The 23656-nt window shown below is 38.8% G+C and carries 23 protein-coding genes; 13 read left to right on the forward strand and 10 right to left on the reverse strand.

Annotated elements, in window-relative coordinates; translation table 11 throughout:
• Nucleotides 1–13 precede the first annotated feature (13 nt).
• The 4 genes from MTX11_RS00775 to MTX11_RS00790 form a co-directional block, all read right to left on the reverse strand.
• On the reverse strand, nt 14–865 hold the full coding sequence (locus tag MTX11_RS00775) for a glycosyltransferase family 2 protein (RefSeq protein WP_243474125.1): 852 nt from the start codon (nt 863–865) through the stop codon (nt 14–16).
• Between the two features lie 52 nt (nt 866–917).
• The gene (locus tag MTX11_RS00780) at nt 918–2864 is read right to left on the reverse strand and encodes a tetratricopeptide repeat protein (RefSeq protein ID WP_243474126.1); all 1947 of its coding nucleotides are present in this window, start codon (nt 2862–2864) and stop codon (nt 918–920) included.
• 47 nt (nt 2865–2911) lie between these two features.
• Complete coding sequence (locus tag MTX11_RS00785) at nt 2912–3352, reverse strand: pilin (protein ID WP_243474127.1); 441 nt, start codon at nt 3350–3352, stop codon at nt 2912–2914.
• A gap of 781 nt (nt 3353–4133) precedes the next feature.
• Nucleotides 4134–4298: a type II toxin -antitoxin system TacA 1-like antitoxin gene (locus tag MTX11_RS00790; RefSeq protein ID WP_420909223.1), complete on the reverse strand. Its 165-nt coding sequence runs from the start codon at nt 4296–4298 to the stop codon at nt 4134–4136.
• Between the two features lie 402 nt (nt 4299–4700).
• Between MTX11_RS00790 and MTX11_RS00795 the strand changes: the two genes are divergently transcribed.
• From MTX11_RS00795 to MTX11_RS00810, 4 genes are all read left to right on the forward strand, one after another.
• Entirely contained in the window at nt 4701–5174 is a 474-nt protein-coding gene (locus MTX11_RS00795) for a pilin (RefSeq protein ID WP_243474128.1), read from the forward strand.
• A gap of 74 nt (nt 5175–5248) precedes the next feature.
• Nucleotides 5249–5869, forward strand: coding sequence for a hypothetical protein (locus MTX11_RS00800; protein WP_243474129.1), 621 nt, complete (start codon nt 5249–5251; stop codon nt 5867–5869).
• Nucleotide 5870: 1 nt separating this feature from the next.
• Nucleotides 5871–6605, forward strand: coding sequence for a TfpX/TfpZ family type IV pilin accessory protein (gene tfpZ / locus MTX11_RS00805; RefSeq protein WP_243474130.1), 735 nt, complete (start codon nt 5871–5873; stop codon nt 6603–6605).
• 87 nt (nt 6606–6692) lie between these two features.
• Nucleotides 6693–8327: a PglL family O-oligosaccharyltransferase gene (locus MTX11_RS00810; protein ID WP_243474131.1), complete on the forward strand. Its 1635-nt coding sequence runs from the start codon at nt 6693–6695 to the stop codon at nt 8325–8327.
• Between the two features lie 51 nt (nt 8328–8378).
• Here MTX11_RS00810 and bfr read toward each other — a convergent pair whose 3' ends face one another.
• Nucleotides 8379–8843 (reverse strand): heteropolymeric bacterioferritin subunit Bfr, encoded by a 465-nt coding sequence (gene bfr / locus MTX11_RS00815; protein ID WP_243474132.1) that lies wholly within the window; start codon nt 8841–8843, stop codon nt 8379–8381.
• Between the two features lie 231 nt (nt 8844–9074).
• Between bfr and MTX11_RS00820 the strand changes: the two genes are divergently transcribed.
• The gene (locus MTX11_RS00820; RefSeq protein WP_243474133.1) at nt 9075–10136 is read left to right on the forward strand and encodes an RNA-guided endonuclease InsQ/TnpB family protein; all 1062 of its coding nucleotides are present in this window, start codon (nt 9075–9077) and stop codon (nt 10134–10136) included.
• Between the two features lie 161 nt (nt 10137–10297).
• Here MTX11_RS00820 and MTX11_RS00825 read toward each other — a convergent pair whose 3' ends face one another.
• From MTX11_RS00825 to gmk, 5 genes are all read right to left on the reverse strand, one after another.
• Complete coding sequence (locus tag MTX11_RS00825) at nt 10298–10492, reverse strand: bacterioferritin-associated ferredoxin (RefSeq protein WP_004644972.1); 195 nt, start codon at nt 10490–10492, stop codon at nt 10298–10300.
• Nucleotides 10493–10712: 220 nt separating this feature from the next.
• Entirely contained in the window at nt 10713–11096 is a 384-nt protein-coding gene (locus tag MTX11_RS00830) for a RidA family protein (RefSeq protein WP_004644973.1), read from the reverse strand.
• A gap of 75 nt (nt 11097–11171) precedes the next feature.
• Entirely contained in the window at nt 11172–13277 is a 2106-nt protein-coding gene (locus tag MTX11_RS00835) for a RelA/SpoT family protein (RefSeq protein ID WP_180086816.1), read from the reverse strand.
• Between the two features lie 215 nt (nt 13278–13492).
• A complete protein-coding gene (gene rpoZ, locus MTX11_RS00840; RefSeq protein WP_004281186.1) occupies nt 13493–13774 on the reverse strand; it encodes a DNA-directed RNA polymerase subunit omega in 282 nt (93 codons plus the stop codon).
• Nucleotides 13775–13848: 74 nt separating this feature from the next.
• Nucleotides 13849–14472 carry a guanylate kinase gene (gene gmk / locus MTX11_RS00845; RefSeq protein ID WP_243474134.1) on the reverse strand — a complete coding sequence of 208 codons (624 nt, stop codon included), beginning with the start codon at nt 14470–14472 and terminating at the stop codon, nt 13849–13851.
• A gap of 134 nt (nt 14473–14606) precedes the next feature.
• Between gmk and ispH the strand changes: the two genes are divergently transcribed.
• The 8 genes from ispH to MTX11_RS00885 all read left to right on the forward strand — a co-directional run bounded on the left by ispH (nt 14607) and on the right by MTX11_RS00885 (nt 23547).
• A complete protein-coding gene (ispH, locus tag MTX11_RS00850; RefSeq protein WP_243474135.1) occupies nt 14607–15557 on the forward strand; it encodes a 4-hydroxy-3-methylbut-2-enyl diphosphate reductase in 951 nt (316 codons plus the stop codon).
• 162 nt (nt 15558–15719) lie between these two features.
• Nucleotides 15720–16163, forward strand: a complete 444-nt coding sequence (locus MTX11_RS00855) for a GspH/FimT family pseudopilin (RefSeq protein ID WP_243474136.1) — start codon at nt 15720–15722, stop codon at nt 16161–16163.
• Nucleotides 16160–16720 carry a type IV pilus modification protein PilV gene (pilV, locus tag MTX11_RS00860; protein WP_243474137.1) on the forward strand — a complete coding sequence of 187 codons (561 nt, stop codon included), beginning with the start codon at nt 16160–16162 and terminating at the stop codon, nt 16718–16720. The genes MTX11_RS00855 and pilV overlap by 4 nt, the downstream gene beginning before the upstream one ends.
• A gap of 3 nt (nt 16721–16723) precedes the next feature.
• Nucleotides 16724–17746: a PilW family protein gene (locus MTX11_RS00865; RefSeq protein ID WP_243474138.1), complete on the forward strand. Its 1023-nt coding sequence runs from the start codon at nt 16724–16726 to the stop codon at nt 17744–17746.
• Nucleotides 17746–18495, forward strand: coding sequence for a PilX N-terminal domain-containing pilus assembly protein (locus MTX11_RS00870; RefSeq protein ID WP_243474139.1), 750 nt, complete (start codon nt 17746–17748; stop codon nt 18493–18495). The genes MTX11_RS00865 and MTX11_RS00870 overlap by 1 nt, the downstream gene beginning before the upstream one ends.
• A 29-nt stretch (nt 18496–18524) precedes the next feature.
• Complete coding sequence (locus MTX11_RS00875; RefSeq protein WP_243474140.1) at nt 18525–22616, forward strand: pilus assembly protein; 4092 nt, start codon at nt 18525–18527, stop codon at nt 22614–22616.
• A gap of 12 nt (nt 22617–22628) precedes the next feature.
• A complete protein-coding gene (locus MTX11_RS00880) occupies nt 22629–23129 on the forward strand; it encodes a type IV pilin protein (protein ID WP_243474141.1) in 501 nt (166 codons plus the stop codon).
• Nucleotides 23113–23547 (forward strand): type IV pilin protein, encoded by a 435-nt coding sequence (locus tag MTX11_RS00885; RefSeq protein ID WP_243474142.1) that lies wholly within the window; start codon nt 23113–23115, stop codon nt 23545–23547. Before MTX11_RS00880 ends, MTX11_RS00885 begins: the two co-directional genes overlap by 17 nt.
• Nucleotides 23548–23656: the final 109 nt, after the last annotated feature.

The following is a 23656-nucleotide window of genomic DNA, read 5'->3' on the forward strand; positions in this document are numbered from 1 at the left end:
TCTTTAACTACGATTACTCACTATCCTTATACATTAAGGCGGTTATCTGTTCTGAAATCAGCCCCATTAAAAAAATCATGATGCTACCTGTATAAAGCAGTGCACTCATATTGGTAAAACGACCTGCATCCCACAAAGTATAGCCATACCAGCCCGTTCCAATCATAAATAGGAGAATCGCGATTGGAAGAAACATTTTTAAAGGTGAGAATAACGTAGCAATTTTAAAAATAATTAGAAAGAAGCGGATACCATCTTTTAATGGTTGAATATGACTTTTACCTATGCGTTTTGCAGCATGTATTGGAACATAAGTTACTGAGTAACCTGCGCGGAAAAATGCCATAGTACTGGTGGTAGGGTATGAAAATCCATTCGGTAGCAAATATAAAAACTCACGAAATTTGTCTGCACGAACTGCGCGGAACCCTGAAGTTAAGTCTTGCACTTTCTGTTCAGTCATATAAGTCGCAAGGTTGTTATAGAGTGCATTGGCAACACCACGACCAATACTGGCTTGAGAGCCTTTTTGTCTTGCACCTACCACCAAATCATAGCCTTGTTCAATTTTCTCAATCAAGCGGGGGATATCTTGCGGATCATGCTGCCCATCTGCATCCATAAATACAATGATGTCACCTGTTGCAGTGCGTGCCCCTGTTTTAATGGCTGCACCATTACCTTTTGAGTAAGGATGAGTGACTACTTTAGCACCAGCAGTTTCTGCAACTTGTTTTGTTTGGTCTGTAGAACCATCATTTACCACAATAATTTCATGAGCAAGCTGTAATTGTTGAATCTGTGCAAGGGTTTGACCAATTGCAGCAGATTCATTTTTTGCAGGGAGAACTATGCTAATTTTCAATTGATTGCCCTTACCATTTTAATAAATTGCTGTATTTTAACATTTTTACACTTCATCCATTTTTAGGTGATAATGTACTCTTTTCTTGTAATTGTTCCTTTAATATCTCTTCTACACGTTGTACTTCAAAGTCATATTCTCGTTTAGTACGTTGAAATTTGGTCTGATGTTGATACACAACTTTGGTCTTTTCAAGCAGTGTCAGAGCTTGTGTTGTATAGCCTGCCGAGCCTATTTCTGCCACCATCATCATTCCTGCTTCGACATCATTATAACGGGGCAAGGCAATCAGATATTGTGCCAAAGCATCATCAGGTTGTTTTTTTACAAGATACAGTTTTGCTTTAAGATAAGGTGATACACGCTGATATACTGAAAACTGATGATATTGTGGATTGTGATCCATCTCCTGAATCAGTTCTAAGCTTAAATCAGTATAAGCATGTATTTGGTGTTCACTGACGTATTCTGTCAATACTCGTATGGCTTTGACTGCTTGTGCATCAAAAGGTTGCTTTTGTAATCGTTGGGCAGTATCAATAAAGTCTTGTTCGGTTGCGATTTGTGCATAGACTTTTTGTAATAATAACTGCAAATTAAGTAAAGCACTGTCAGGCATACGCTGCATAGCCTGCTCTAAAAAATGATTGGCTTCTTGTACTCGCCCTTGATTCATCAGCACACCTGCAATCGCATTTTGTGCTCGTGGTGAGTTGGGGCTTATTTTTGCCCAATAGATTTCCAATTCAGCCGTTTTCCCCCAAAGTTTGGCACGTTCATAAGTAAAAAAGCTAAGTATTGAAAAAATCACCAGTGTAATCAATATCACCAGTTTAGGATTCATTTTTTCTTGCAATAAATATAATCCACTGGCGATAGGCAGGAATAAAAACAATGCCGCTAAATAATTACGATGCTCAAAGTAGAGTTCCAATCCCAGTACAGTCGATTCCATTAGATGTGCAGCAAAGAAAAATAAAATAGCGACACTAAAGAGTGGGAATTTCTTACGAGCAATGAATGCACTGAGTGATAAAGCCGCTAAGAATAAAATTGACCCTAATGTACTGATGGGTTGCAATAACCCTTTGGAAATATTGTAGCCATCTTGATACAGCCCTTTTAGCTCAATCTGTGGAATATATAGGTTATACAGATATTCCGTGACAATACGAGCTTCACTAAATAAGCGTTCAACCTGATTAAAGTTACGGTTTGGCCATAAATGTTCAGAAAAATTTAACTCTCGAAAAATGAGACAAAGCACTGCTAATGACGGTAGCCATAAGCAAATCGCTCGCCATTGCCATATTGGTTTATGGATTTTATTGGGATTACAAAACTCAATCACTAGGATTAAAAGTGGCAATAATGCCCCATTTTCTTTGCTATAGGTTGCCAGTATCGTACCTGCACCTATGGCAATCATCATACCCAAATAAGCTATTATCGGGCGAGTGGCTAAAGCTTGCCTTGCTTTTAAATAACCAATAATCCCGACCAGACTAAATAGCGTAGCAAGCTGTGCCATACGCTGCACAATATACAGCGTGGTGGACACCATATATGGATGTAACAACCAACAAGCGGTTGCTAAAATAGCAATCCAAACTGCTTTTTGTTCTTTATAGGCATAATTTTTCAGTAATAATAAGATTGCCCAGCACAGCAACACCCCATTGAGCAGATGAATTAGCAGATTGGTATATTTAAATGGATAAGGACTGGTTGGCCATGTATTGGCATCTATTAGAAAACTGGCAAGTGAAATCGGACGACCTGTCGGTCCAGCAAAGCCTGAACTTACAAAAGCACGTACTTTGTCCCAATTATTAATTGTTCCATAAGTGCCGAGAGGCTTTAAATTAGGATAATCATCAAAAAGAAAATTACCATCTAGCCCTACTATATAAAGTAAAAAACACAGAAGCAGAAATAAATATAGCGTAATAATGGGCAGGCAGGTTTTCATCATTATTGTAATAATCCATAAATACAATAACGCCTATCATAAGATAGGCGTTATACGACCATGATACTAAATCATTAAGAGCGGCAATTTGCTGGTAATAATTGATCAGTTAAAGTAGAATTACTAGGTTTTTTACATTTCCATTCAATAGAGCCTGTAGCTGCAGTTGGACTTAGAACTAGTGTATCCGTAGCAGCCCCTGTACCAACTTTATTATTATATAGGATAGAAATTAGACCATTGGTAACCGTTACAGAAGTTACTGCATTACCTTTAATATTAGTAGCTGTAGCATCTAATCCAGCACTTTGGTTATTTGATGGGTAACGATTATTTGTCGCATAAAAGTCAGCGACGCCAGCTTTGGCTCCACCAGCTAAGTTCAAGCCCTCAGTAACGTGAGCACGTTTGGTGTAGTTTTGGTACGCAGGAATCGCAATCGCAGCCAAAATACCGATAATAGCAACAACAATCATAAGCTCGATGAGCGTGAAGCCCTTCTGCATTGTATTCATAACATTCTCCACAAATGTTGTTAATTTAGTTATAAGCTTTGTAAGCTATTTTAATATTAGCACTAAACGTGCCAACTTTTATTATAGACAATTTACACAGAAAAACAGCACCTTACACATAAAAAATTTAAGTCTTTTAATTTGACTGTGCATTTTTGTTAAAAAGTGACATATTTTGTCAGTTTGAATTTTTATACTTTGGACAAATATTGTCATTATGTGATGCGTATCACATATATTTGCTTGTTCTTTTTTAGGTGTTGTGATGTCGTTCTTTATGTTGGAGTCTATCGCTTGAAATTTTCGGGGTATAGTAGGGCGCTATTTCTACCATCGTCTGTGCATCTCAATCTCACTCTTTACTGAGTTTATGACACGTTATTTCAGTTGCTTCAATTTGCGCGTTTGAGTCGCGTAACCATTTTGCATTGGCAGGACTTTAAAGTAAGTACGCTGTTTCTTTAAAGGCATTACAATCATCTAGACTGATTAGCACCACGGCTTGTTTATCTTCTTTATTAACCCGAATCGCGGATAAGGATTTTCTTTAAAATCATAAGATAAACGTAATTCTATGATTAGTTTTTAGCGTTATCAGATCAAAGATAGACTTTTTTATGATCAAAATGATGGATAAGTCTTAACATGAATGATCTCATTTCCTTAAGCAGGATTCGGGTTTATTAATAAGTACAGGTGCATGATCGTCTATAACGTAATCGAGTATATCCGCTAAATTGTCTTGCAGCTCAGCACATGTAATGACTTTCATTTCTGCTCCTTAAAAATTTTCTTTATCTAAAAGCTGGGTAGTCTGTTTTAATCGGGTAGGGACCTTATTTTGAGTTTGACATACTTCAACAAATTGCTCGAACTGAGCATGACTTAACTGAATATGAGAGTGTTCTTGTAAAACTTGCGGTGCGTGATTTTGAATTAAATAAATAAAAAACTCGGTGAGTGTAGCGTAGCCTAGAGTAGCGGCAGTTCGTTATGCCAATTGCTTTGTTTCAGCATCTAGATGTATTTCTATACATTCATTGTTGGTCATCATTCATCTATTTTTGAGCATAAAATTTTTTATATTTCGCATGACGCATAACAAACATAAAATTTTAAGGTCGGTATGAATACAAAAAGTCTCTTTTGGAGATCGCTCATTTTTAATTAGGCGGACTAAAACACGTTTTTAACACCTTACGCATTTTTTGAGGATATGGACAAACGTGAAAAATTTGTCGTTATAAAAGCATGTCTATATGGACAAAATATAAAATTGAGTAAATAAATAGAATTCAACAGTTTGGAGCGTGTCCATATAAAGTGACTTATGGAATGTATTTAATTAATGATTGTTGTTGCAATTATTGGTGTATTAGCAGCAGTCGCTTTACCTGCCTATCAGGATTATACAGTTAAGGCAAAAGTTTCAGAGGTATTGTTAGCTGCATCTGCTTGTCGTACCAATGTGTCTGAAGTATATCAAAGTGCTAGTTCTTTACCTGCAGCAGGCAAATGGGGCTGTGAAACTACTAATCCAACTAAGTATGTAAAATCGGTTGCAACGAATGGTATAGGAACGATTGTAGTGACTTCATCAAGTGCTTTGCCTACTGCTGCAGCTGAGAAAACTATTGCAATGGTACCTTTACAAGCAGGTTCTACAGCAGGTTCACAAGTTACAGCAACAGGAGTTGGAACAGTGACTGGCTGGAAATGTGGTCCTGGTTCTGGCACAGATGCCATGCCTAAAAAATATTTACCAGGTACATGTCAGGAAACTATTGCTACTACTGACGATGCAACTCCTGCTACTTCATAATTTAGTTAATTTAAAAAGACTGGTTCGCCAGTCTTTTTTTTAATTTTTAGAATGTAATTAGAGCTTAAATTAATATGAATGGTAAATTCGAACAGCTTTATGAGAAAAAAAGTAGAATTCATCAATATAACACTATAAATTGTGCTGTTGAATTTTATCAACAAGAAGTTTTACGTTTTCTTTCAATTGCAGGGACATTGAAGGAAAATGGATTATCAAATAATCCTCAAAGTGTAGATGCTCGATATTTTAGTCATATATTGACAAGAAGCCTAATTGAAAACTTTTTTATTATGATTTACGTTTTTGACTCTGTAAATGATTCTGAAACAAGATTTAATGAGATATTGAATGGTTTTAAACAGGATTATTTAAAATTATATAATGAGTCTGAACTACCATTTAAAGAAGAATTAGCGGTTCCTCAGAGTGACTGGAAAGATCTTAAAAAACCAAAAGATATAAAAAGTATATTAAATGCGGTGAAAAATGAAAATGAGGAAAAGTTAGGGTATTTATATTTTGTGTACAGAATAACAAGTTTTGATACTCACGGGAAAAATTTATTAGTTTTTCTTCAACAAAGTTTTGAAAATACTTCTAATTTAAATTTTCCGATTTTAGATATAAATAATATTTTAAATTTAATAGCAAATGAATATATTGCAATTTGGCAGCAAATAGAGCAAAAGTAATATGTCCAAACCCCTAAAATTTTTTCTAAGCCATTTATCTATTTCATTTTTGATTGCTTTACTCGTAGTTGGACTGGTATTTTTCATCTGGTATCCATCGCCTCTCGTAAGCGCGGTTGGCGTTACCCATATTTTTTTAATGCTATTGGCAATCGATGTGATTGTTGGTCCAGTCTTGGGTTTATTGGTCTATAAAGAAGGTAAAAAAACTCTAAAATTTGACCTTGTGGTAATTATTACTATTCAAATTTCTGCTTTATGTTATGGATTATTTGCTATTGAGCAAGGTCGTCCTGCATGGTTAGTATTTCATGCAGATCGTTTTGAATTAGTTCGAAAAAATAACATTATTCTAGATAGTATTGATCAGGCTCAGCCCCAATTTCAATATGTATCATGGACTAAACCAGAATTTGTTGCAGTAAAGTCGGCAACTAGTACAGAGCAACGCCAAGATGATATGTTTACAGAGGTATTGGGTGGTATTTCTATTGCTCAACAGCCAGAACGATATATAGAGCTGACTCAAGCTAAAACCCAAATCCAAAAACGTGCAGTGCCAGTTGAAGAATTGGAACAGTACAACTCAAAAACAGAAGTTAAAAAAACTTTAGCAAAATATCCCAATGCAGATGCTTGGTTACCACTTAAAGCCAATGCTATCGATATGGTCGTCTTAATTAATAAAGACACTGCGGAAATCATTAAAATCGTCGACCTCCGTCCTTGGGATTAGTATTTACGAGAAAATCTAAAAAAGCAGATTACTCTTCAATCTGCTTTTTGTTTATCATATGCCAAACTTTCACTGCCTGATATTTCCATGAAATTCACGCTCGCCCTCATTGCAGCAATCCTGATCTCCCTGGCATGGCTTATGCCTATTCATTACCGTCCATGGGTCACTTATACAGGTGAGCTATATGCTTTTTTTGCACTATTTGCATTAGCCGCAATTTGCTTAAAAGAAAAAATAAAATTGCCTGTAGTAAGTTTGCCATTATTACTACTCGCCTGTGTGCCCCTTGTACATTTGTTGGCAGGGCAGGTGTTTTTCTTTAGCATCGCCATGATGGGCTTTATTTTCGTGTTTAGTTTTTGGCTGGCCAGTGTACTGGGTTATCACCTTTCAACAGGAAACTATAGCCGGGAAGAAACCTTTATTAATCTGAGCTATGTGTTTCTGGCTTCAGGTACCGCCACAGGCATTATCGCAATTTGCCAATGGACAAATCTGGATGCAATATTGCCAGGTATGGTGAATATTAGCGGCAACCAGCGACCTTATGCCAACTTTGCTCAACCGAATAATATGGCGACTTTTTTAGTCATGGCATTGATGAGCTGTTTGTACCTCTATGAAAAGAAAAAAATCCAGACCAAATGGTTGTTTGCCTGCGCTGCTGTGATTGTTATGGGAGTGGCTTTAAGCCAGTCACGTACTGCTTGGGTTGCTGCCATCGCCATCATGCTGTATTTAGCTTTCTATCAATATAAAGGAATTATTCGCCTGAAATGGTATTACAGCATCGCTTGGTTCATTTTCTTTATTGCATGTATTGTCACTTTTCCATTACTCAGTCAGTTGGCTGCTCAAGCGATGGATACGGACGTGGTACAAAGCAGGGATGTGGTATCTCGTGCCACCGGCGATATGTCACGCCTCGCGATCTGGCAGCAAATGCTGGCTGCAATTCAGGCGCAGCCATGGTTTGGCTATGGCTGGTATCAGACCAGCGTCGCTTTTGTCTCGATTAGTGATACCGTTCAAGGCCCGGTCTGGATTCGTAGCGCACATAATTTTATTCTGGACTTTTTGCTCTGGAATGGACTGATCATCGGTCTGCCTTTCTTGGCATATTTTGGTTATTTAGGCTATCAGTTACAACGCTGGGTGCATACGCCAGAATCTGTCATCGGAATCTTGATGATCGGGGCTTTTGTGACACATGCCATGTTTGAGTTTCCGCAGCACTATGCCTATTTCCTGTTACCTGTAGGTTTTATTCTAGGTACAGTTTTGGCGCAAAATCCGAAGATCAAAACCATTACTTTACCGGCATTTGCTTTGCAACTGACTTGGGGAATTGGTTTCGTAATCTTACTGCTGATTTATCGGGATTATGACGTTGCAGTACCAAAACTCGGGCAAAGTATTCATTATGAAAAACAGCCGGAAAAAATCACCAATGAAAAACCGATTTATCTGCTGACCGAATTTAATCATCGCATCGCCTGGATTCGTCTGAATCCTTATAGCAAAGTCTCTGCTGAGCAGATAGACGAAGGGGAGAAGATGGTATTAACTTACCCTACCAAATATAACCTGATCAAATATGCCAAACTTTTAGCATTTAATGGTTACGAGACTGAGGCTAAGCATCAGCTGCAGCGCTTGAAAGTGATCCAGAAAACTGAAATGAGTTATGAGGAATTAACGCAGAATATGCCTCGCTAAAGATAAGAAAAAGCCAGCAAATGCTGGCTTTTTCTTATCTTAATTTTGAGTTTAGAGCTGACTTTGAATATAGTTTTCGATACCAATACTTTCGATCAGATCAATCTGCGTTGTCGTCCAGTCCAGATAATTTTCTTCTTTTTCCAGGATTTCCCGAACCAGATCACGCGTCACATAATCCATTTGGGTTTCAGCCAATGCGACAGCTTTCTGGATAGCTTCGATATTTTCTTTGACTTTGCGCACATCACAATGCAGCACTTCTTGAGTATGCTGGCCGATATACAGTTTGCCCAGATTCTGTAAATTCGGCAGACCTTCCAAAAATAAAATACGTTCAATAATTTTATCGGCATGTTTCATCTGAACAATGGATTCTTTATATTCTGCCGAGCCCAGTTTCTCAATGCCCCAGTCATTAAACATGCGCGAATGCAGGAAATACTGGTTAATGGCAGTTAAGTGGTGATACAACACCTGATTGAGCTGATTAATCACATCACGATTGCCTTTCATCGCATAACTCCATTTGGACCTGTTTTATCTTTCTAAGAAAGCGCTCTAATACTGATAGTAAAGCAAGTCAGGGGCAAATGGCGAGTAATTTATCAAATCAAAAGTAAAACCTCGTTTTCAAGGCAGGGATATAAATGAGTGACCTAAGCCATACGACATGAAATGTCGTTTCAAATTAACATTTTTAACTTTGGATATTCTATTGGTTATTTTCATTGATAAAATAATCGTATGAAAACACTTAAATTACGCATTAAAGATAAACATTCCAAGATATTAGAGCAATTAGCATCTGAAGTGAATTTCGTCTGGAATTATGTCAATGATTTAAGCTTTAAACACCTTAAAAGAAAAGGTGAATTTTTCAGTGCTTACGATATTGTTAAATATACGAAAGGTACATCTAGGCTTTGTGGGTTACATAGTCAAACCATTCAGGCTGTTACCGAAGAATTAGTCATACGCAGAAAGCAATTCAAGAAGACTAAACTAAAATGGCGGGTCAGTCATAAGAAATCAGCCAGAAGATCACTAGGTTGGATCCCCTTCAAGAAAGTAGCAATCAAGTATGCTAATGGTCATATCCAGTATGGCAAGCATCAGTTTAAGATATGGGATAGCTATGGACTGTCAAATTACAGTATCAAGACCGGTTCGTTTGTCGAGGATGCGCGTGGCCGTTGGTATGTCTGCTTAGTTGTGAATAGCCCTAAAATTGAGAAATCGACTGCGACTAATTTGATTGGGATTGATCTGGGCTTAAAGGATATAGCCACTTGTTCGGATGGTACGATAATTTCAAATCCCAAGTTCTACCGTCAATATGAACAGAAATTAGGGATTGCTCAACGAGCTAAAAATAGAAAACGTGTCCGTGCATTACACGCCAAGATTGCAAACTGTCGTAAAGACCATTTACACAAAGCAAGTACGATGCTTATAAAGAAAAATGCACTAATTGTTGTAGGCGATCTGAGTGCGAAAAAACTGGTGAAAACCAAGATGGCGAAGTCTGTTCTGGATACCGGATTTTCAGCATTCAAGGCCATGCTCAAGTATAAATGCGAGAACGCAGGAGTATGGTTTGAAGAAGTTAGTGAAAGTTTCACAACCCAAATGTGTTCGTGCTGTGGTGAGGTCACTGCAAGCAGTCCGAAAGGTAGAGCAGATTTGCGAATAAGAGTATGGGAATGTGAAAACTGTTCAAGTGTTCTGGATCGGGACTTGAACAGTGCTAAGAACATACTTGCGCTTGGGCATAAGCGTCTCGCAGGAGAAATCAGCTCTATTTAGAGAGGTGAGGATGTCAAGGAACAGCAAATGAAAATCGCAATCGACTCGATCCAAGCTTGGATCAACGGCAATAAAAACCCGCCAGAGTCAAAGGCGGGGGAGGAGTAATGATCAAAGATCATTGTTTTTCATTATGCTTATAGGGATAAATCTTTCTAAATTTATGCTGCAACGGCCAGCCGTGCTGCAATTTGTGAAACTTCATCACTGATGATCATACGAGCTTCTGGTGCACAGCGGCCACAGCAAGTCCCTAAGTCCAACATATCGCGAACATCACGATAACTTTCAGCGCCATTTGCAATAGCATCTTTGATGTCTTGATCTGTAATGCCACGGCATAGACAAACGTACATAGGACACAACCACAATGATTAAATAAGATAAGTAATATTATTGATAATTGTTATCGTTTGTCAATAAAAATCATTTGAAATAGCTTTTATCATGATTGATGATTTAGATAAAAAAGTACCACCTGAGCGGAAACCCAAGTACTGCTCGGATTTCCACACAAAAGCGATTCATGATTTAGAATGAGATATTGCAGGGTGGGGATTGAGTAATTTTTATAACTTATTGATTAATGATGACAATGCCATCCATTTCAACCAAGGCATCTTTAGGCAGGCTGGCCACACCTAAAGCGGCACGTGCTGGATAGGGTTGGGCAAAATACTCCCCCATAATTTGATTGACCAGTTGAAAGTGAGATAAGTCGGTCAGGAAAATATTCAGTTTGGCAATATCTGCCAAAGAGCCACCAGCGGCTTCACAGACTGCTTTTAAGTTATCAAACACCCGGCGAATTTGAGCTTCAATGCCTTCAACCAGTTCCATACTATAAGGATCCAGACCAATTTGACCTGATAGATATAAAGTATCACCCACTAAAATGGCTTGCGAATAAGTACCAATCGCAGCAGGGGCATTTTCAGTATGGATTACTTGGCGCGACATTAATTTCTCCTTTTATCATCGACATACATCATATTCGATCAATTCGGCCGATCAAAGCACTATCGTTTTAAATGATTAACTCGCTTTAGAGGCTTCACTGAAAACGACGGGCTGAGCCAGGCGGATAATTCGCGGGAAACCGAAATACATACGTAAATCTCGGATAATCTGCGCAATCTGTTTACGGTTATGCACCACGATATTGACATAGGTTTTGTCATCCTGAGTACGCACCATTTCCACCCCAGAATGCGCTTTACGACATTGGTAAATCAGGTCGGAAATCTGTTCGTCATTCATGTCTAGGTCAATGCTGAGATAGGCAGTAAAGCTGATGTCTTCCAGATCATCAGAGGTCCACTGCAACAACATGATATTTTCTGGATGCTGATGCTGTTCATGCAGCAGGTTGTGGCAGCGCGCACGATGTACAATCAGACCACGACGGGTCAAATGACCCTGAATCGGATCACCCAGCACAGGATTACAGCAATGGGCATATTTGACATCGACACCTTCGGTTCCCTGAATCAGACGGTCTGAGCTGGCAATATTCTGATGCTGGTCCTGGGCAAATAAATGGTTGGCCACCAGTTGCGGTAATAAATCACCGACTGCAATCTGTTCAAATAGCTGTTCCTTGCTGGAAACATGGCGCCACTCCAAGAGGTTTTTCCAGTCTGCTTCAGTCAGATCGCGAATCGAACGATGAAACAGTTTTAGTGCACGATTGAGTGCCTGTTGTCCGACCAGACGCTGCTCGTCTGGATCCTGATCGCGCAGAATATTCTGAATAGCACGACGAGCTTTCTGGGTATTAATAAAACTGAGCCAATCCGGATTCGGGGTGGCGAGGACATCAGTAATGATTTCGACTACCTGACCACTGACTAAAGGAGTCGACAGTGGTTTGGTTTCATTATTAATTTTTGCACCCACCGCATGATTGCCTAGGAATAAACTCGCGGCATAAGCAAAGTCAACCGCCGTGGCGCCTTGTGGCAATTCATGTAAATGGCCGTGCGGGGTATAGACCCAGATTTTTTCTTGGTGCAGATAGTCCAGTAATTCACTAAAAGTGGTTTTGGCACATTCACCATCGACCAGGACATTCAGATTCTGCATCGAGGCCTGAATCGCAGAGCGGCAGGCCTGCGGGGCACTTTCACCGAGTACGACGCCAAAACGTGCTGCTTTACGCATCAGTTCGGTTTGAATGGTGAGCGACAGGGTCGTCTCTTCGCCTTTCAAGCGCATCATCAAGGACTGGTTGCCCCCCGGTAATGGACGGCGGATATGATCTTCATAACTCTGGATTTTAAAGCTTTGGGTCAGAATTTCTGCCAGTCGGTCACAGTCCGCGATGCTCTGTAAAATAATCTCAAAAGCATGGCTATGCGTCAGCTCTTGCAGGTCGATATCATTTTTGACGAAGTGGCGCAGTAGCTCAATATTGTTGTTTTTCTTTTTGATCCGGCCTTGAATGGCATGCTGTTGCAGCAGTTCAGTCAAGTTCTTTTCCCATTTGGCCTGATATTCACAGCGTTTCGGCTTGGTTTCCTGTAGTGCGGTCTGAACGTTATTGTACATGTCCAGATCTAGATTCTGATAACAAAGATGTTCCAGGTTATCGGCCATTTCATTCATGCCGACAATACGTGCCATGGGAACAAAGATTTCAAAGGTTTCGCGGGCAATACGCGCGCGTTTGTCAGGGCGCAGTGCGTCCAAAGTGGTCATGTTGTGATAACGGTCGGCCAGTTTCACAATAATGACACGTGGATCTTGTAGCGTCGCTTGCAGGATTTTCCGGAAAGAAGCCGCTTTATTATATTCTTTATCGCTGGAATGACTGAGTTTGGTGACACCATCGACTAGTTCAGCGACGGTAAAACCAAAAATCTTGCTAATATCATCTTTGTTGAATTCAGTATCCTCAATCACATCATGCAGCAGAGCAGCCATTAAGGTTTCAGTGTCCAAACGCATATGCGCCAAGATACAGCTGACCGCAATCGGATGTAAAATATAAGGTTCACCACTTTTACGCACAATCCCGTCATGCGCCATATCTGCATAATCACAGGCCGCAAGCACACGTTCGACATCGCTTTCACTTAAATACGCATCGATAATGATCTCTAACTGCTGCTTGGCTTGACTGACCTGTGGGCCTGGCATAAAACACCTTTTTCAACTGAATTTTTTACAAATAAAACGTGAAAGCATTCTAGAAATGTGAATTTCCTGGCTTGATGGTTTTTTGCTGCTACAGAGCAGAAAACCAATACAAACTTGATAGCTAACCCTTATGTTATAACCGTTCTGGCATAAATATAAAAGTCACATAACAAAAAAAGCCTAGTTTAGAACTAGGCTTTTTGAGTGACGATCTTTTATTGGAAAGAAAAACCGTCTAAGTTTAGATTATTTGCAGAAAGTGCAAGATCCAAGCTTGATGTTTGATAGTCTTGATCACGTTGTTTCAAAATGTCTTTTGATACATGACCTGAAGCGATTTCACGTAAAGCAACAACAGTCGGTTTGTCATTGTCCCATTCTACAGTTGGTTCAATGCCTTGACGTGCCAATTGACGCGCGCGTTTGCTTGCCACTAGTACAAGCTCAAAGCGGTTGTCTACATGGTCTAAACAATCTTCAACGGTTACGCGTGCCATAAGAATTCTCGTTTGAATAATATTTTAACAGACTGCGAAGTATAAAAGGCTTTGCCTGTAGACTCAAGTTTTAATCACTCTTCGCTTGGCGTAATTAAAGCCTGAATCAGTTTTTCATGACGATTAGCTTGTTGATGAAGTACCAATCGGTTGGCAATAATCACGGCTTCCAGATCATGCAGCGCTTTATTGAAGTCATCATTGATAATGACATAATCAAAGTTCACATATTGCTGCATATCTTCTACCGCACAGCTCAAACGATGCTCAATCACTTCAACAGAGTCTGTACCACGGTTCGATAGACGTTGACGCAAGTCAAACTGGCTCGGCGGCAAAATGAAAATTTGTTTGGATTCAGGAAATAAGCGACGGACCTGCTGTGCACCCTGCCAGTCAATCTCGAGCAGAACATCATGACCTTTGGCCAGTTGTTCTTTTACAGTCGCTTGCGCAGTACCATAATAGTTACCAAAGACTTCAGCATATTCAATAAAGCCACCTTCATTGACCAGATTGAGAAAATCTTCTTTGGTAGAGAAGTGGTAATGCACACCATCGAGTTCGCCAGGTCGTTGACCGCGTGTCGTATGAGAAACAGAAACATGAAGATTGTTGACACGTTCAAGTAATGCTTTAACGAGGGATGTTTTGCCTGTTCCAGACGCAGCAGAAACGACAAACAAGAGACCCGACATGATATTTTTCCTGATATGATAAAATATCTTCTCTATTTTAGAGTAGAGCGACTTTAAACTAAATAGTTGTACGTCGATTGTTTTACATTTATTTCAATTGTTGCAGCATAAATTGAGTGAGTATTGAGGATTCTATGGAAATTGTTTTAGCCAACCCGCGTGGTTTCTGTGCCGGTGTGGATCGTGCCATTGCGATCGTGAATCGTGCCTTAGAATGTTTCAATCCACCGATCTATGTGCGTCATGAAGTCGTGCATAATAAATTTGTTGTAGATGACTTACGCCAACGCGGTGCAATTTTTGTCGATGAACTGGATGAAGTTCCTGATGATAATATTGTGATTTTTAGTGCACATGGTGTTTCTAAAGCAGTCCAGCAAGAGGCTGAACGCCGTGGTCTGAAAGTTTTTGATGCCACTTGCCCCTTGGTAACCAAGGTGCATATTGAAGTGACCAAATATGCTCGTGAAGGGGTTGAAGCGATCTTGATTGGTCATGAAGGCCATCCGGAAGTTGAAGGCACCATGGGGCAATATGACAAAAAAAATGGCGGTGAAATTTATCTGGTTGAAGATGAAGATGATGTTGCTGCTTTAACTGTACGCAATCCTGAAAAAGTCGCTTTTGTCACGCAAACCACTTTATCAATTGACGATACGGCGAAAGTGATTGATGCTCTTCGCCAGAAATTCCCTCTGATTCAAGGCCCACGTAAAGACGATATTTGCTATGCCACGCAAAACCGTCAGGATGCAGTGCGCGACTTGGCTGAACGTTGTGACGTGGTTCTAGTAGTAGGTTCCCCAAACTCTTCAAATTCAAACCGCTTACGTGAGCTCGCTGAACGCATGGGTAAAGCTGCTTATCTAGTCGATAATGCCGATGAGCTAAAGCAGGGATGGTTTGCAGGTAAGTCTCAAATTGGTGTAACTGCTGGAGCTTCCGCACCAGAGATTCTAATTAAACAGGTGATTCAGCGGCTACAGGACTGGGGTGCGCAGGCACCGCAAGAATTAGATGGAAGAGAAGAGAATATAACTTTTAGCCTGCCAAAAGAATTACGTATTCCAGTCACTCAAGCTTAAAATGTGACGTATTTATCACCTGATTTATAATTTTTTTAAAACAGATAACTGCTTTTTGCGGTTATCTGTTTTTTTATGCCATTTATCCTGATTTGTGTTAGTTGTGTAATTTAATTATATACTATCTTTAATGGGGTAAAGTTTTGTTGCTTTGAGGGCAGGATGCAAAAAGTAAAAGGATTCACGTTAATTGAGCTGATGGTCACGATTGCAGTATTGGCGATTGTAGCAAGTATTGCTGCTCCTTCCTTTACTCAAATGATGGCAAAGCAGAAGCTTAACTCTAATTCAAGAGAGTTAATGGCCACATTGTCACAAGCTCGCAGTCAAGCTGTACTTTTAAGATCTAATGCAACAGTGAATATTAATCCATCAATATGTACACCTTCTCCAACGGTTTATTGTTGGAGTGCTGCTGTGGGTAACAGGGTGACTGCTCCAACAGCGATTACTCAAATTGTTTTTGGTCGAGATGGTGGAATTTCTTCTGGGCTTACAGCAGATACAGACTTTGTTATATGTAACTCTAAGGCTGAAATGACTAGAGCTTTTGCGTTAACGAAAATGGGCACGATTTATGTAAAACCGAATGGAATATGTCAATGAAAAATAATCAAAAAGGCGTGGGGATGATGGAGGTCTTAGTTGCATTGGTTATTTTAGCTGTAGGCATATTAGGCTTTACTGCTTTGCAATTAAGGGCTGTTGATGCAACTGATGAAGCAATGCTGAAAATAGAGGCAATGAATCTCAGTAGAGATCTGGCTGAGCGTATTCGTGCAAATCGCAGTGGATTTAGCACTTATGTCACAAATTTAACAGCAGCGACTCAAAGTAAAACTGCAAATCCAGAGTGCATTTATAAGCCTACTACGACAGCATCTCCATGTACAACAGCGGCGCAAATGGCTAATTATGATACTGCACAGGTTGTCGCTCGAGCTGATGGTTTAGGTATGGCGATCAACTTGCCAACTTGCCAAGTTGCTAAAACTTTAGATAGCGATGGGAAAGAAACGACAACAGATATTCAATCAAGACATTGCGTTTATATTGCATGGGGAGAGACAAAGCCTATAAATAGTTCTACTGATGCTAAAGCATGTACTAATGGTGGATCTTATCTGCCCCAAGCTAAATGTGTTGTAATGGAGTTGTATTAAAAAATGAAAAATAAGATTTTCATACAACGAGGTTTTACGCTTGTTGAGCTAATGGTTGCAATAGTTTTGGGGCTGTTAATTACTGCAGCAGCAATACAATTATTTATTACCGGTCAACTTTCTTTTAATACACAGAAAGGGATGGCAGATTTACAGGAAAGTGGTAATTTTGGTTTGCGTTATATTACTAATGATATTCGTAAAACAAACTATGGAAACGTCAATATCGTAAATGATCGTTTGGCTAATGGTGGTGTTATTCTTACAACGCGCCATGCCCCTTTAAGACCAGCTGCAGCAGCTACATTTACCGATGCCAATATCCCAGTAAACATCAATATAAGTAACGGTGCAACGCCGCCAGTAGGTATTGATATTCCACGAACAACTTATGCTACAGGAAGTAGCAACATACAGGTTGGGGGGGTAGATAGGGGAAGTGATCAGTTGGTGATTCAATTCTATGCGGATCAAGCTGGTATTGATTGTGAAGGAAATAGCTATACAGCAAACCGTTATGTTATTGAAAGATTTTTTCTAAGAGCAGATACCAATGCTGCTTCAGGAGAGCCTAATGCTGCTTTAGCTTTAGCATGTGAAGCAGGTTCATATGTAGATGATTCAGTAACTACAATTTTAAAAAATCCAAGCACATCAACTACAGTATTTGGCACAACTAACGGGGAAATTATTATACGCCGTGTCGATCATGTGCACTTTTTATTGGGGGTTTCAAATGATGCGAATAGTGAGAATCTAAATTATATTCCGATTGATAAATATCTTGCGATTAATAAAAACCCGCGACCTCGGATTAATTCAATTCAGGTTGGTATGTTGGTTCGCTCTAATGAAAGTGTAAATGCGGGAAGTTTAATTGCAAATGACCAAACTTTTACTGTTTTAGATCAATCAGTCACTGTAAAGGTTCCCACAGGAACTCCTCCAAAATATTTACGCCGTGTGGTTACCCAGACAATTGCCTTGCGTAATGCTTTACCTTCAAATGATTCGGCGGTGATGTGATGAAAAGAAAACAGGAACAAGGTTCAACATTAATTGTTGTATTACTGCTGCTATTGATTATTACAGTAGTGGGTACGCTGGCAATTCGACAAAGTTTAATGAGTTTAAATATTGCGACAAATAGTCAGGCGCAACAGTTATTGATGCAGTCTTCGGATGCAGTATTGTATCGTTTGGGGGCAGTTGGTTTTGCAAGTAAGAGTGGTAGTCCTACAAGTCTACTTGGCTATGCCTTACAGAATCAGGGAAAGGAAGTTGTTTTTTGTTTCCGCAGTCAGATAAATCCAGCCACTACTTTTTCTGTGGCAAATACAAGTTTATTGAAGTGGAATGATGGTAATACGGATATTACGGTTGATGGCACTTCCGGTTTTTGTGATTTAAGTACATCCAATGATTATGCAAGTAAGCGTAAAGCGCAATTGACGCAGGTAGCAATAACGGTGAACCCTGTTTCCAATACAACAGTTAAACCCTTGCAGTTCATAAATTTGGGAAGTGATTTAGAGAGTTTAGGGAAATTGGATACAGAACAAACTAAAAAGATCCGGATTTATGTGACTTCACTTTTACCCAATTTATCTACAGAAACAGCAGCTAATATTACAACTTGTTTAAAGCGTCCAAATGAACGTCCTTTATCTGGAACAGCTTCTACGGTATCGAGTTGTCTTGAGGGATTGGGTGTGCCGTATAACACGCAAATCCAAGATTTTTCGCTGGACACATTCCAAAGTGTTGCACCATAGCATGAAACCAGGATATTTAGGTGATTAAAATGAATGCAAATTTTAAAGAAAAAAAAATAACTAGCCTAAAAAGAAAAGGGTTGGTTTTAGCTATATCAGCAATTATCACGAGTATGGTTTCAATGTCTGTAACTCAGGCTAGTGATGTACAAATTTATCAGAATCCTTCTGCAACGAATTATCCGATTATCATGTTGGCGATTGATACTTCACCAAGTATGGATATTAATGATGCAATCTATAAAGGTGTAACAAGAACTAGAATTGCAGCTTTGAAACTTTCTTTAGTAGATGCATTACAAGCTAAAAATGTTGATGGTAGTTACAAGATTCCTGATATCACGTATATGGGCATTTCAAGATTTGATACTAAACGAGGAAAAATTTGGATTGCTGCAAAGAGATTAGATGTAACAACAAGTGGAAAAACTCATCGACAAACTTTAATTGATACCTTGAATGGTTTGACCGCTGGCAGTAGTGACAGTACGCCTACACCTACAATATTTGCTGAAACATATGCTTATTTGTTGGGAAGTACAACGGAAAGCCCTAATAATATTTCGAATTTTAATAATGGTTATCAGAATGATTTAAGAGGAATGAGTTTAGCTGTAGCGGGCACGGTATCAGGTACAGGTACATCCAAACGATATATAGCCCCTATTGAGAGTCTCCCAACAGAAAATGATAAGCAATGCTCTACTCAAGGTATTTTCTTTTTAACTGATGGAGCCCCTACAGGTATCCCCGCTTCAGATAGCCAGACAATGATTGAAAATGTTATGGCAAATGCAAATATAGGAGGGAAAAATGCAGATAATGTGACTTGCCAAGATGTTGACGTTCCAAGCGTGTTCTATAATTATAGTAATGCTAGAGGTACAGCCACGTCAAATGGTGAGTTCTTTGAAATGAAACTTACTCCATCTATTTCTGAAATAACAACAAATAATACTGTAAATGGTTATCAAGATAGAAGTGGTTGGTCATGTATTGCCAATATGGTAAGAGCTTCTGCAAATACTACAAAAACTTCTAAAAAAAGGATTTATTTATCAACGGTAGGTTATGGGCCATTATTCTCTAAAGCTGCTGGTGAGCAATGTATTACTAATCCTGAAGGAAGAAACATACATTGTTGGTTGCCAAATGATAAAAAAAATGGTACGGGAAATACAAGTCCTTACTCTAATACTTTAAATGCTGATGCTTTGAAAATGCTTGGCGATAAGGTTGGACAAGGGGATACATATGGAACAAGTAACCCAATTGGTGGTTATGTTTTTGCTGATACAGGTGAAAAGGTGACAGATGCGCTAATTAGGTTTGCTGGACAAGTTGGTCAAGGTTCATTTGAATCAGCAAGTTTTGGGACTTATGTCGTTCCTGCTGACCCGTTTGCAACTAGCTCGTCTTATAATTATGTATTTGCTCCACAGTTTCAACCTAAAATTAGTGGTAGTAGTGAGGCCGTTCAGTCGACTCAACAGCTTTGGGCAGGAAATTTAAAAAAATATGCTTTAAATTCATCAGGTACATTAGTTGATAGTAATGGTAGAGCTCTATTAAATACGAAAGGATTAGTAAATGCCAATACAAAAGATTTCTGGAATGCAACAAACTTAAATGATGGTGATTCTACTTTAAAGGGTGGAATGGGATCTCAGTTAACTATTCCTAATGCTGGTACTGTTGCATTAAATACAGTAACTGACGCTGCAAATATTAAAACACGGCCACTTTGGATTAATGCTACTATACCAACCAATGGTACGGATAAAAATAAAATTGTAGCTGCAACTAGTTTAACCAAGCTGACCACTGCAAAAGTTTTTGATGCAAGCTTTATTGATTCAACTGTTACAACAAGTGCTAGTACAAGATGGCGTAAGAATCTTTACCAACCTTATCTACTTTCCGCTCTGGGGTATAAGCTGACAGCAACAGAACTCGCTACATCAAATGATAATTATAAGTGGGATACAGTAGATAAAGTTAAAAATTTAAATGTAATGCAACAGATGGGCGGAATTATACACTCTGACCCATTGTTAATCACCTTAGAAGGGAAATATGATCCATTAACAGGTGCAATCTTGGCAAATACAACTGCTGAGTCTAATAATCGCAAAGATTATATTGTCGCAGGTACAATGCAAGGCTTGCTGCATATGGTAGACCAAAAAACAGGAGAAGAGGCGTTCGCTTTCTTACCTAATGAAATTTTACAAGATACTAATCGCCGAGATGCTTTGCTAGATGTAAGTAACACACAAAATACAACTATAAACCCATACTATGGAGTAGATGCTCCATGGGCCTCTTGGGTTGAATATAAACTGGGCACAGGAGATAAGTTTGTTGCTAGTACTGCCAATATTTATGGTGGAATGCGGATGGGAGGTAGTAGTTACTATGGATTGGATGTAAAAGACCCAACTTCACCTAAGTTCCTGTTTCAAATTGATCCAGTTTCTGGAACCATTAAAAGTAGTACCAGTAGTGCAAATACAACTACAGCGAACGCTGCCATACAAGCAATGGGGCAAAGTTGGTCTAAGCCTACCCTGGCTAATATTCGTTTTAATAATCAAATAAGAAAAGTTATGATTGTAGGTGGAGGATATGATTCTGCTTATGAAACCCCAAATTATGTACCGCAGACTTCACTAGGATCAATAACTGAGTCTAGAGTGACAGGACCAGTTGTTCAGGTGAGTACACCAGATGTTTTCCTAAGTGGTCCAATAGAACAAGAACTCGGTAATGTTTCAGAAGAAATAAGTGCTTTAGATTATCTTTTTGGTTCTGATAGTTCAAATACTACTGGCCCAATTACAACTCAAGATACAGAAGTCAGTGAGCCTATATCTCGTTCTGAAACTAGTATTAACGGAAATACCACTACAAAGATAGAAGTGACAGAGACGGTAGAGACAAAAACAGAGATTCTTACGAGCATTAAGACTGAGATTATATATAGAAGAGAGGGGGGTATATTCAATAGAAAATACTATAAAAATACTAAAACGACAAAGATAGAAACCAAAAAGATTACAAAGACCAAAACAACAAGTACTATCACTACAGTAACAAAAAATGTTCCTTCCCAATCTAATAAGGGTGCCGGTGTCTATATTTTCGATGCAACTACAGGTGCTTTATTATGGAATGTACGAGCAGGAATAAATAATAACGATGTAACCACAACAGATGTTAAAGATACGAACTTAAAATATAGCGTGGTAAGTCAGATTAAATCTTTCGACCGAGATGCAGATGGCTTGGTAGATAATCTCTATTTTGGTGATTTAGGTGGGCAAATTTTCCGTGTAGATTTAAATAATAGTTATAATACTATAACGTCTGATTTTGGTCGTGTTAATCGATTAGCAGATTTTAGCAGTTTAAATCAACGTTTTTATGAAATGCCGTCTTTGAGTATTCATGAAAATAATGGAAAGCGTTTTGGCGTAATCAGTATTGCTTCTGGAAACCGTAGTTTTCCATTAAATGTAAGCAATGGTGCTGATAATAGAATATATGCACTTTATGACTATGATATTGCTTCTAGTAACTTATTCAATTCAACTTTTACAAAAACAAGTGATTTAACAGAAGCAAGTTTATTAAATTGGGCTGATATTGCAAAAGCGAATGTTACTCAATTAACTGGCAATACTAAAAAGGGATGGTATTACACTTTAAGAAAAACAGGGACAGCAGATGAAGCAGTTAATACAGGTACAGTTAAAGCTTTAAATGGTTATTTAGTTGTCGCCAATACTGCAAAATTTTCAGATTTGTATGTTTCATTATATAACCCGAATCATAATTCATCACAGCAGCCTAATGCTTGTACTGGAGGTATTACAGGTTCAAGTGTTGTAAAACGATTATGTCTACCATATGGTGTATGTGCAGATGATTTAACAGTTGATTCTAACTTTACTTCAAGTAGTAGGGAGAGCAATAGTGATGCAAAAGATGGAATTAGTAAAGTTCAGGCAGGCGGTTTTAATAATGGGACTAATAATTTGGTAACTTTGTTACCAAATGTGGGGCGTAACTATAAAACGACGAAAGTATTCCAAAGCTCTAATTGGTATGAACGTTAGAGGGGAGATTTAATGATCAAATCAAAAGGGTTTACTTTGATTGAATTGATGCTTGTCATTGTAATTGTTGCGATCTTTGCAGCAATTGCAATTCCAAGTTATCAGGCACAAATTAGACGATCAGATACTGCAGCAGTCCAGCAAGAAATTCAAAAGCTTGCGGAACAATTGGAACGATATAAAAGTCGTAACTTTTCATATCATGGTTTTGACCCTAAATACTTGTATGGACAATCATCATCTATGACGAGTATTGATTTTCCGAGCAGTACAAATAAAAAGTATACAATTACTTTGGCAGACATCAGTGCGACAACTGCTACCAGTCTATTAAGTACGAGTTCTGGTCTTGGGCAGAAATGGGCAATCAATGCTGTACCAGTTAAAACCCAATATGAGGCTTTTTTATTCACGAGCACAGGTATTCGATGTAAAAATCAATATCTTATAGCTAGCGATCTAACAAATATTAATAGTTACACTGGATGTATTGCAAATGCTGAAAAATGGTAAATTAGGTTTTTCGTTAATTGAGCTCATGATTGTCGTAGCTGTTATTGCTATTCTTGCAGCGATTGCTTATCCGTCTTATATACAATACAAGTTGCGCACTAATCGTGCCGATGTAGAAAGTGAAATGATGCGTGTTGCTCAACGTCTTCAAAGTTACAAGGCTGTAAATTTTAATTATACAAGTGCGACATTAACGGGGGTAGGAGGAATAGCAACTTATCCTAGTGCTTCACCTGTTTTTAATTTAACTTTGACAACAGCAGCTCAAACCTGGACATTAACAGCCACACCTATTTCAACGAGTATCCAGAAAGATGATGGTGCTTTAACAATTACACATACTGGCACTCAATGTTGGTATAAAGGCAAAGATTCTCCTACGGCATTAGATACTTGCTCGGCTTGGTCAGGCAAATAAATTCAAACTGTGGATAACCTAAAATTTGATCTTTCTTTCAGGGCAAATATAACGTAAAATATTGCCCTCTATGAAAGGGGTTTGAGCTGTATCGATGGTCGGTACAAGG

It is taken from the genome of Acinetobacter lwoffii (genome assembly GCF_022809915.1).
In the GTDB taxonomy this organism is placed as follows: domain Bacteria; phylum Pseudomonadota; class Gammaproteobacteria; order Pseudomonadales; family Moraxellaceae; genus Acinetobacter; species Acinetobacter lwoffii_M.

Excerpts from the sequence above, each read along its gene's own strand:
- ispH (WP_243474135.1), top strand. The coding sequence starts at position 14,607 with ATGGAAATTGTTTTAGCCAACCCGCGTGGTTTCTGTGCCGGTGTGGAT.
- MTX11_RS00885 (WP_243474142.1), top strand. The coding sequence starts at position 23,113 with ATGCTGAAAAATGGTAAATTAGGTTTTTCGTTAATTGAGCTCATGATT.
- MTX11_RS00865 (WP_243474138.1), top strand. The coding sequence starts at position 16,724 with ATGAAAAATAAGATTTTCATACAACGAGGTTTTACGCTTGTTGAGCTA.
- pilV (WP_243474137.1), top strand. The coding sequence starts at position 16,160 with ATGAAAAATAATCAAAAAGGCGTGGGGATGATGGAGGTCTTAGTTGCA.
- MTX11_RS00795 (WP_243474128.1), top strand. The coding sequence starts at position 4,701 with ATGATTGTTGTTGCAATTATTGGTGTATTAGCAGCAGTCGCTTTACCT.
- MTX11_RS00855 (WP_243474136.1), top strand. The coding sequence starts at position 15,720 with ATGCAAAAAGTAAAAGGATTCACGTTAATTGAGCTGATGGTCACGATT.
- MTX11_RS00785 (WP_243474127.1), bottom strand. The coding sequence starts at position 3,352 with ATGAATACAATGCAGAAGGGCTTCACGCTCATCGAGCTTATGATTGTT.
- rpoZ (WP_004281186.1), bottom strand. The coding sequence starts at position 13,774 with ATGGCACGCGTAACCGTTGAAGATTGTTTAGACCATGTAGACAACCGC.
- MTX11_RS00820 (WP_243474133.1), top strand. The coding sequence starts at position 9,075 with ATGAAAACACTTAAATTACGCATTAAAGATAAACATTCCAAGATATTA.
- MTX11_RS00835 (WP_180086816.1), bottom strand. The coding sequence starts at position 13,277 with ATGCCAGGCCCACAGGTCAGTCAAGCCAAGCAGCAGTTAGAGATCATT.
- MTX11_RS00875 (WP_243474140.1), top strand. The coding sequence starts at position 18,525 with ATGAATGCAAATTTTAAAGAAAAAAAAATAACTAGCCTAAAAAGAAAA.
- MTX11_RS00830 (WP_004644973.1), bottom strand. The coding sequence starts at position 11,096 with ATGTCGCGCCAAGTAATCCATACTGAAAATGCCCCTGCTGCGATTGGT.
- bfr (WP_243474132.1), bottom strand. The coding sequence starts at position 8,843 with ATGAAAGGCAATCGTGATGTGATTAATCAGCTCAATCAGGTGTTGTAT.
- MTX11_RS00880 (WP_243474141.1), top strand. The coding sequence starts at position 22,629 with ATGATCAAATCAAAAGGGTTTACTTTGATTGAATTGATGCTTGTCATT.
- MTX11_RS00810 (WP_243474131.1), top strand. The coding sequence starts at position 6,693 with ATGAAATTCACGCTCGCCCTCATTGCAGCAATCCTGATCTCCCTGGCA.
- tfpZ (WP_243474130.1), top strand. The coding sequence starts at position 5,871 with ATGTCCAAACCCCTAAAATTTTTTCTAAGCCATTTATCTATTTCATTT.
- MTX11_RS00825 (WP_004644972.1), bottom strand. The coding sequence starts at position 10,492 with ATGTACGTTTGTCTATGCCGTGGCATTACAGATCAAGACATCAAAGAT.
- gmk (WP_243474134.1), bottom strand. The coding sequence starts at position 14,472 with ATGTCGGGTCTCTTGTTTGTCGTTTCTGCTGCGTCTGGAACAGGCAAA.
- MTX11_RS00870 (WP_243474139.1), top strand. The coding sequence starts at position 17,746 with ATGAAAAGAAAACAGGAACAAGGTTCAACATTAATTGTTGTATTACTG.
- MTX11_RS00800 (WP_243474129.1), top strand. The coding sequence starts at position 5,249 with ATGAATGGTAAATTCGAACAGCTTTATGAGAAAAAAAGTAGAATTCAT.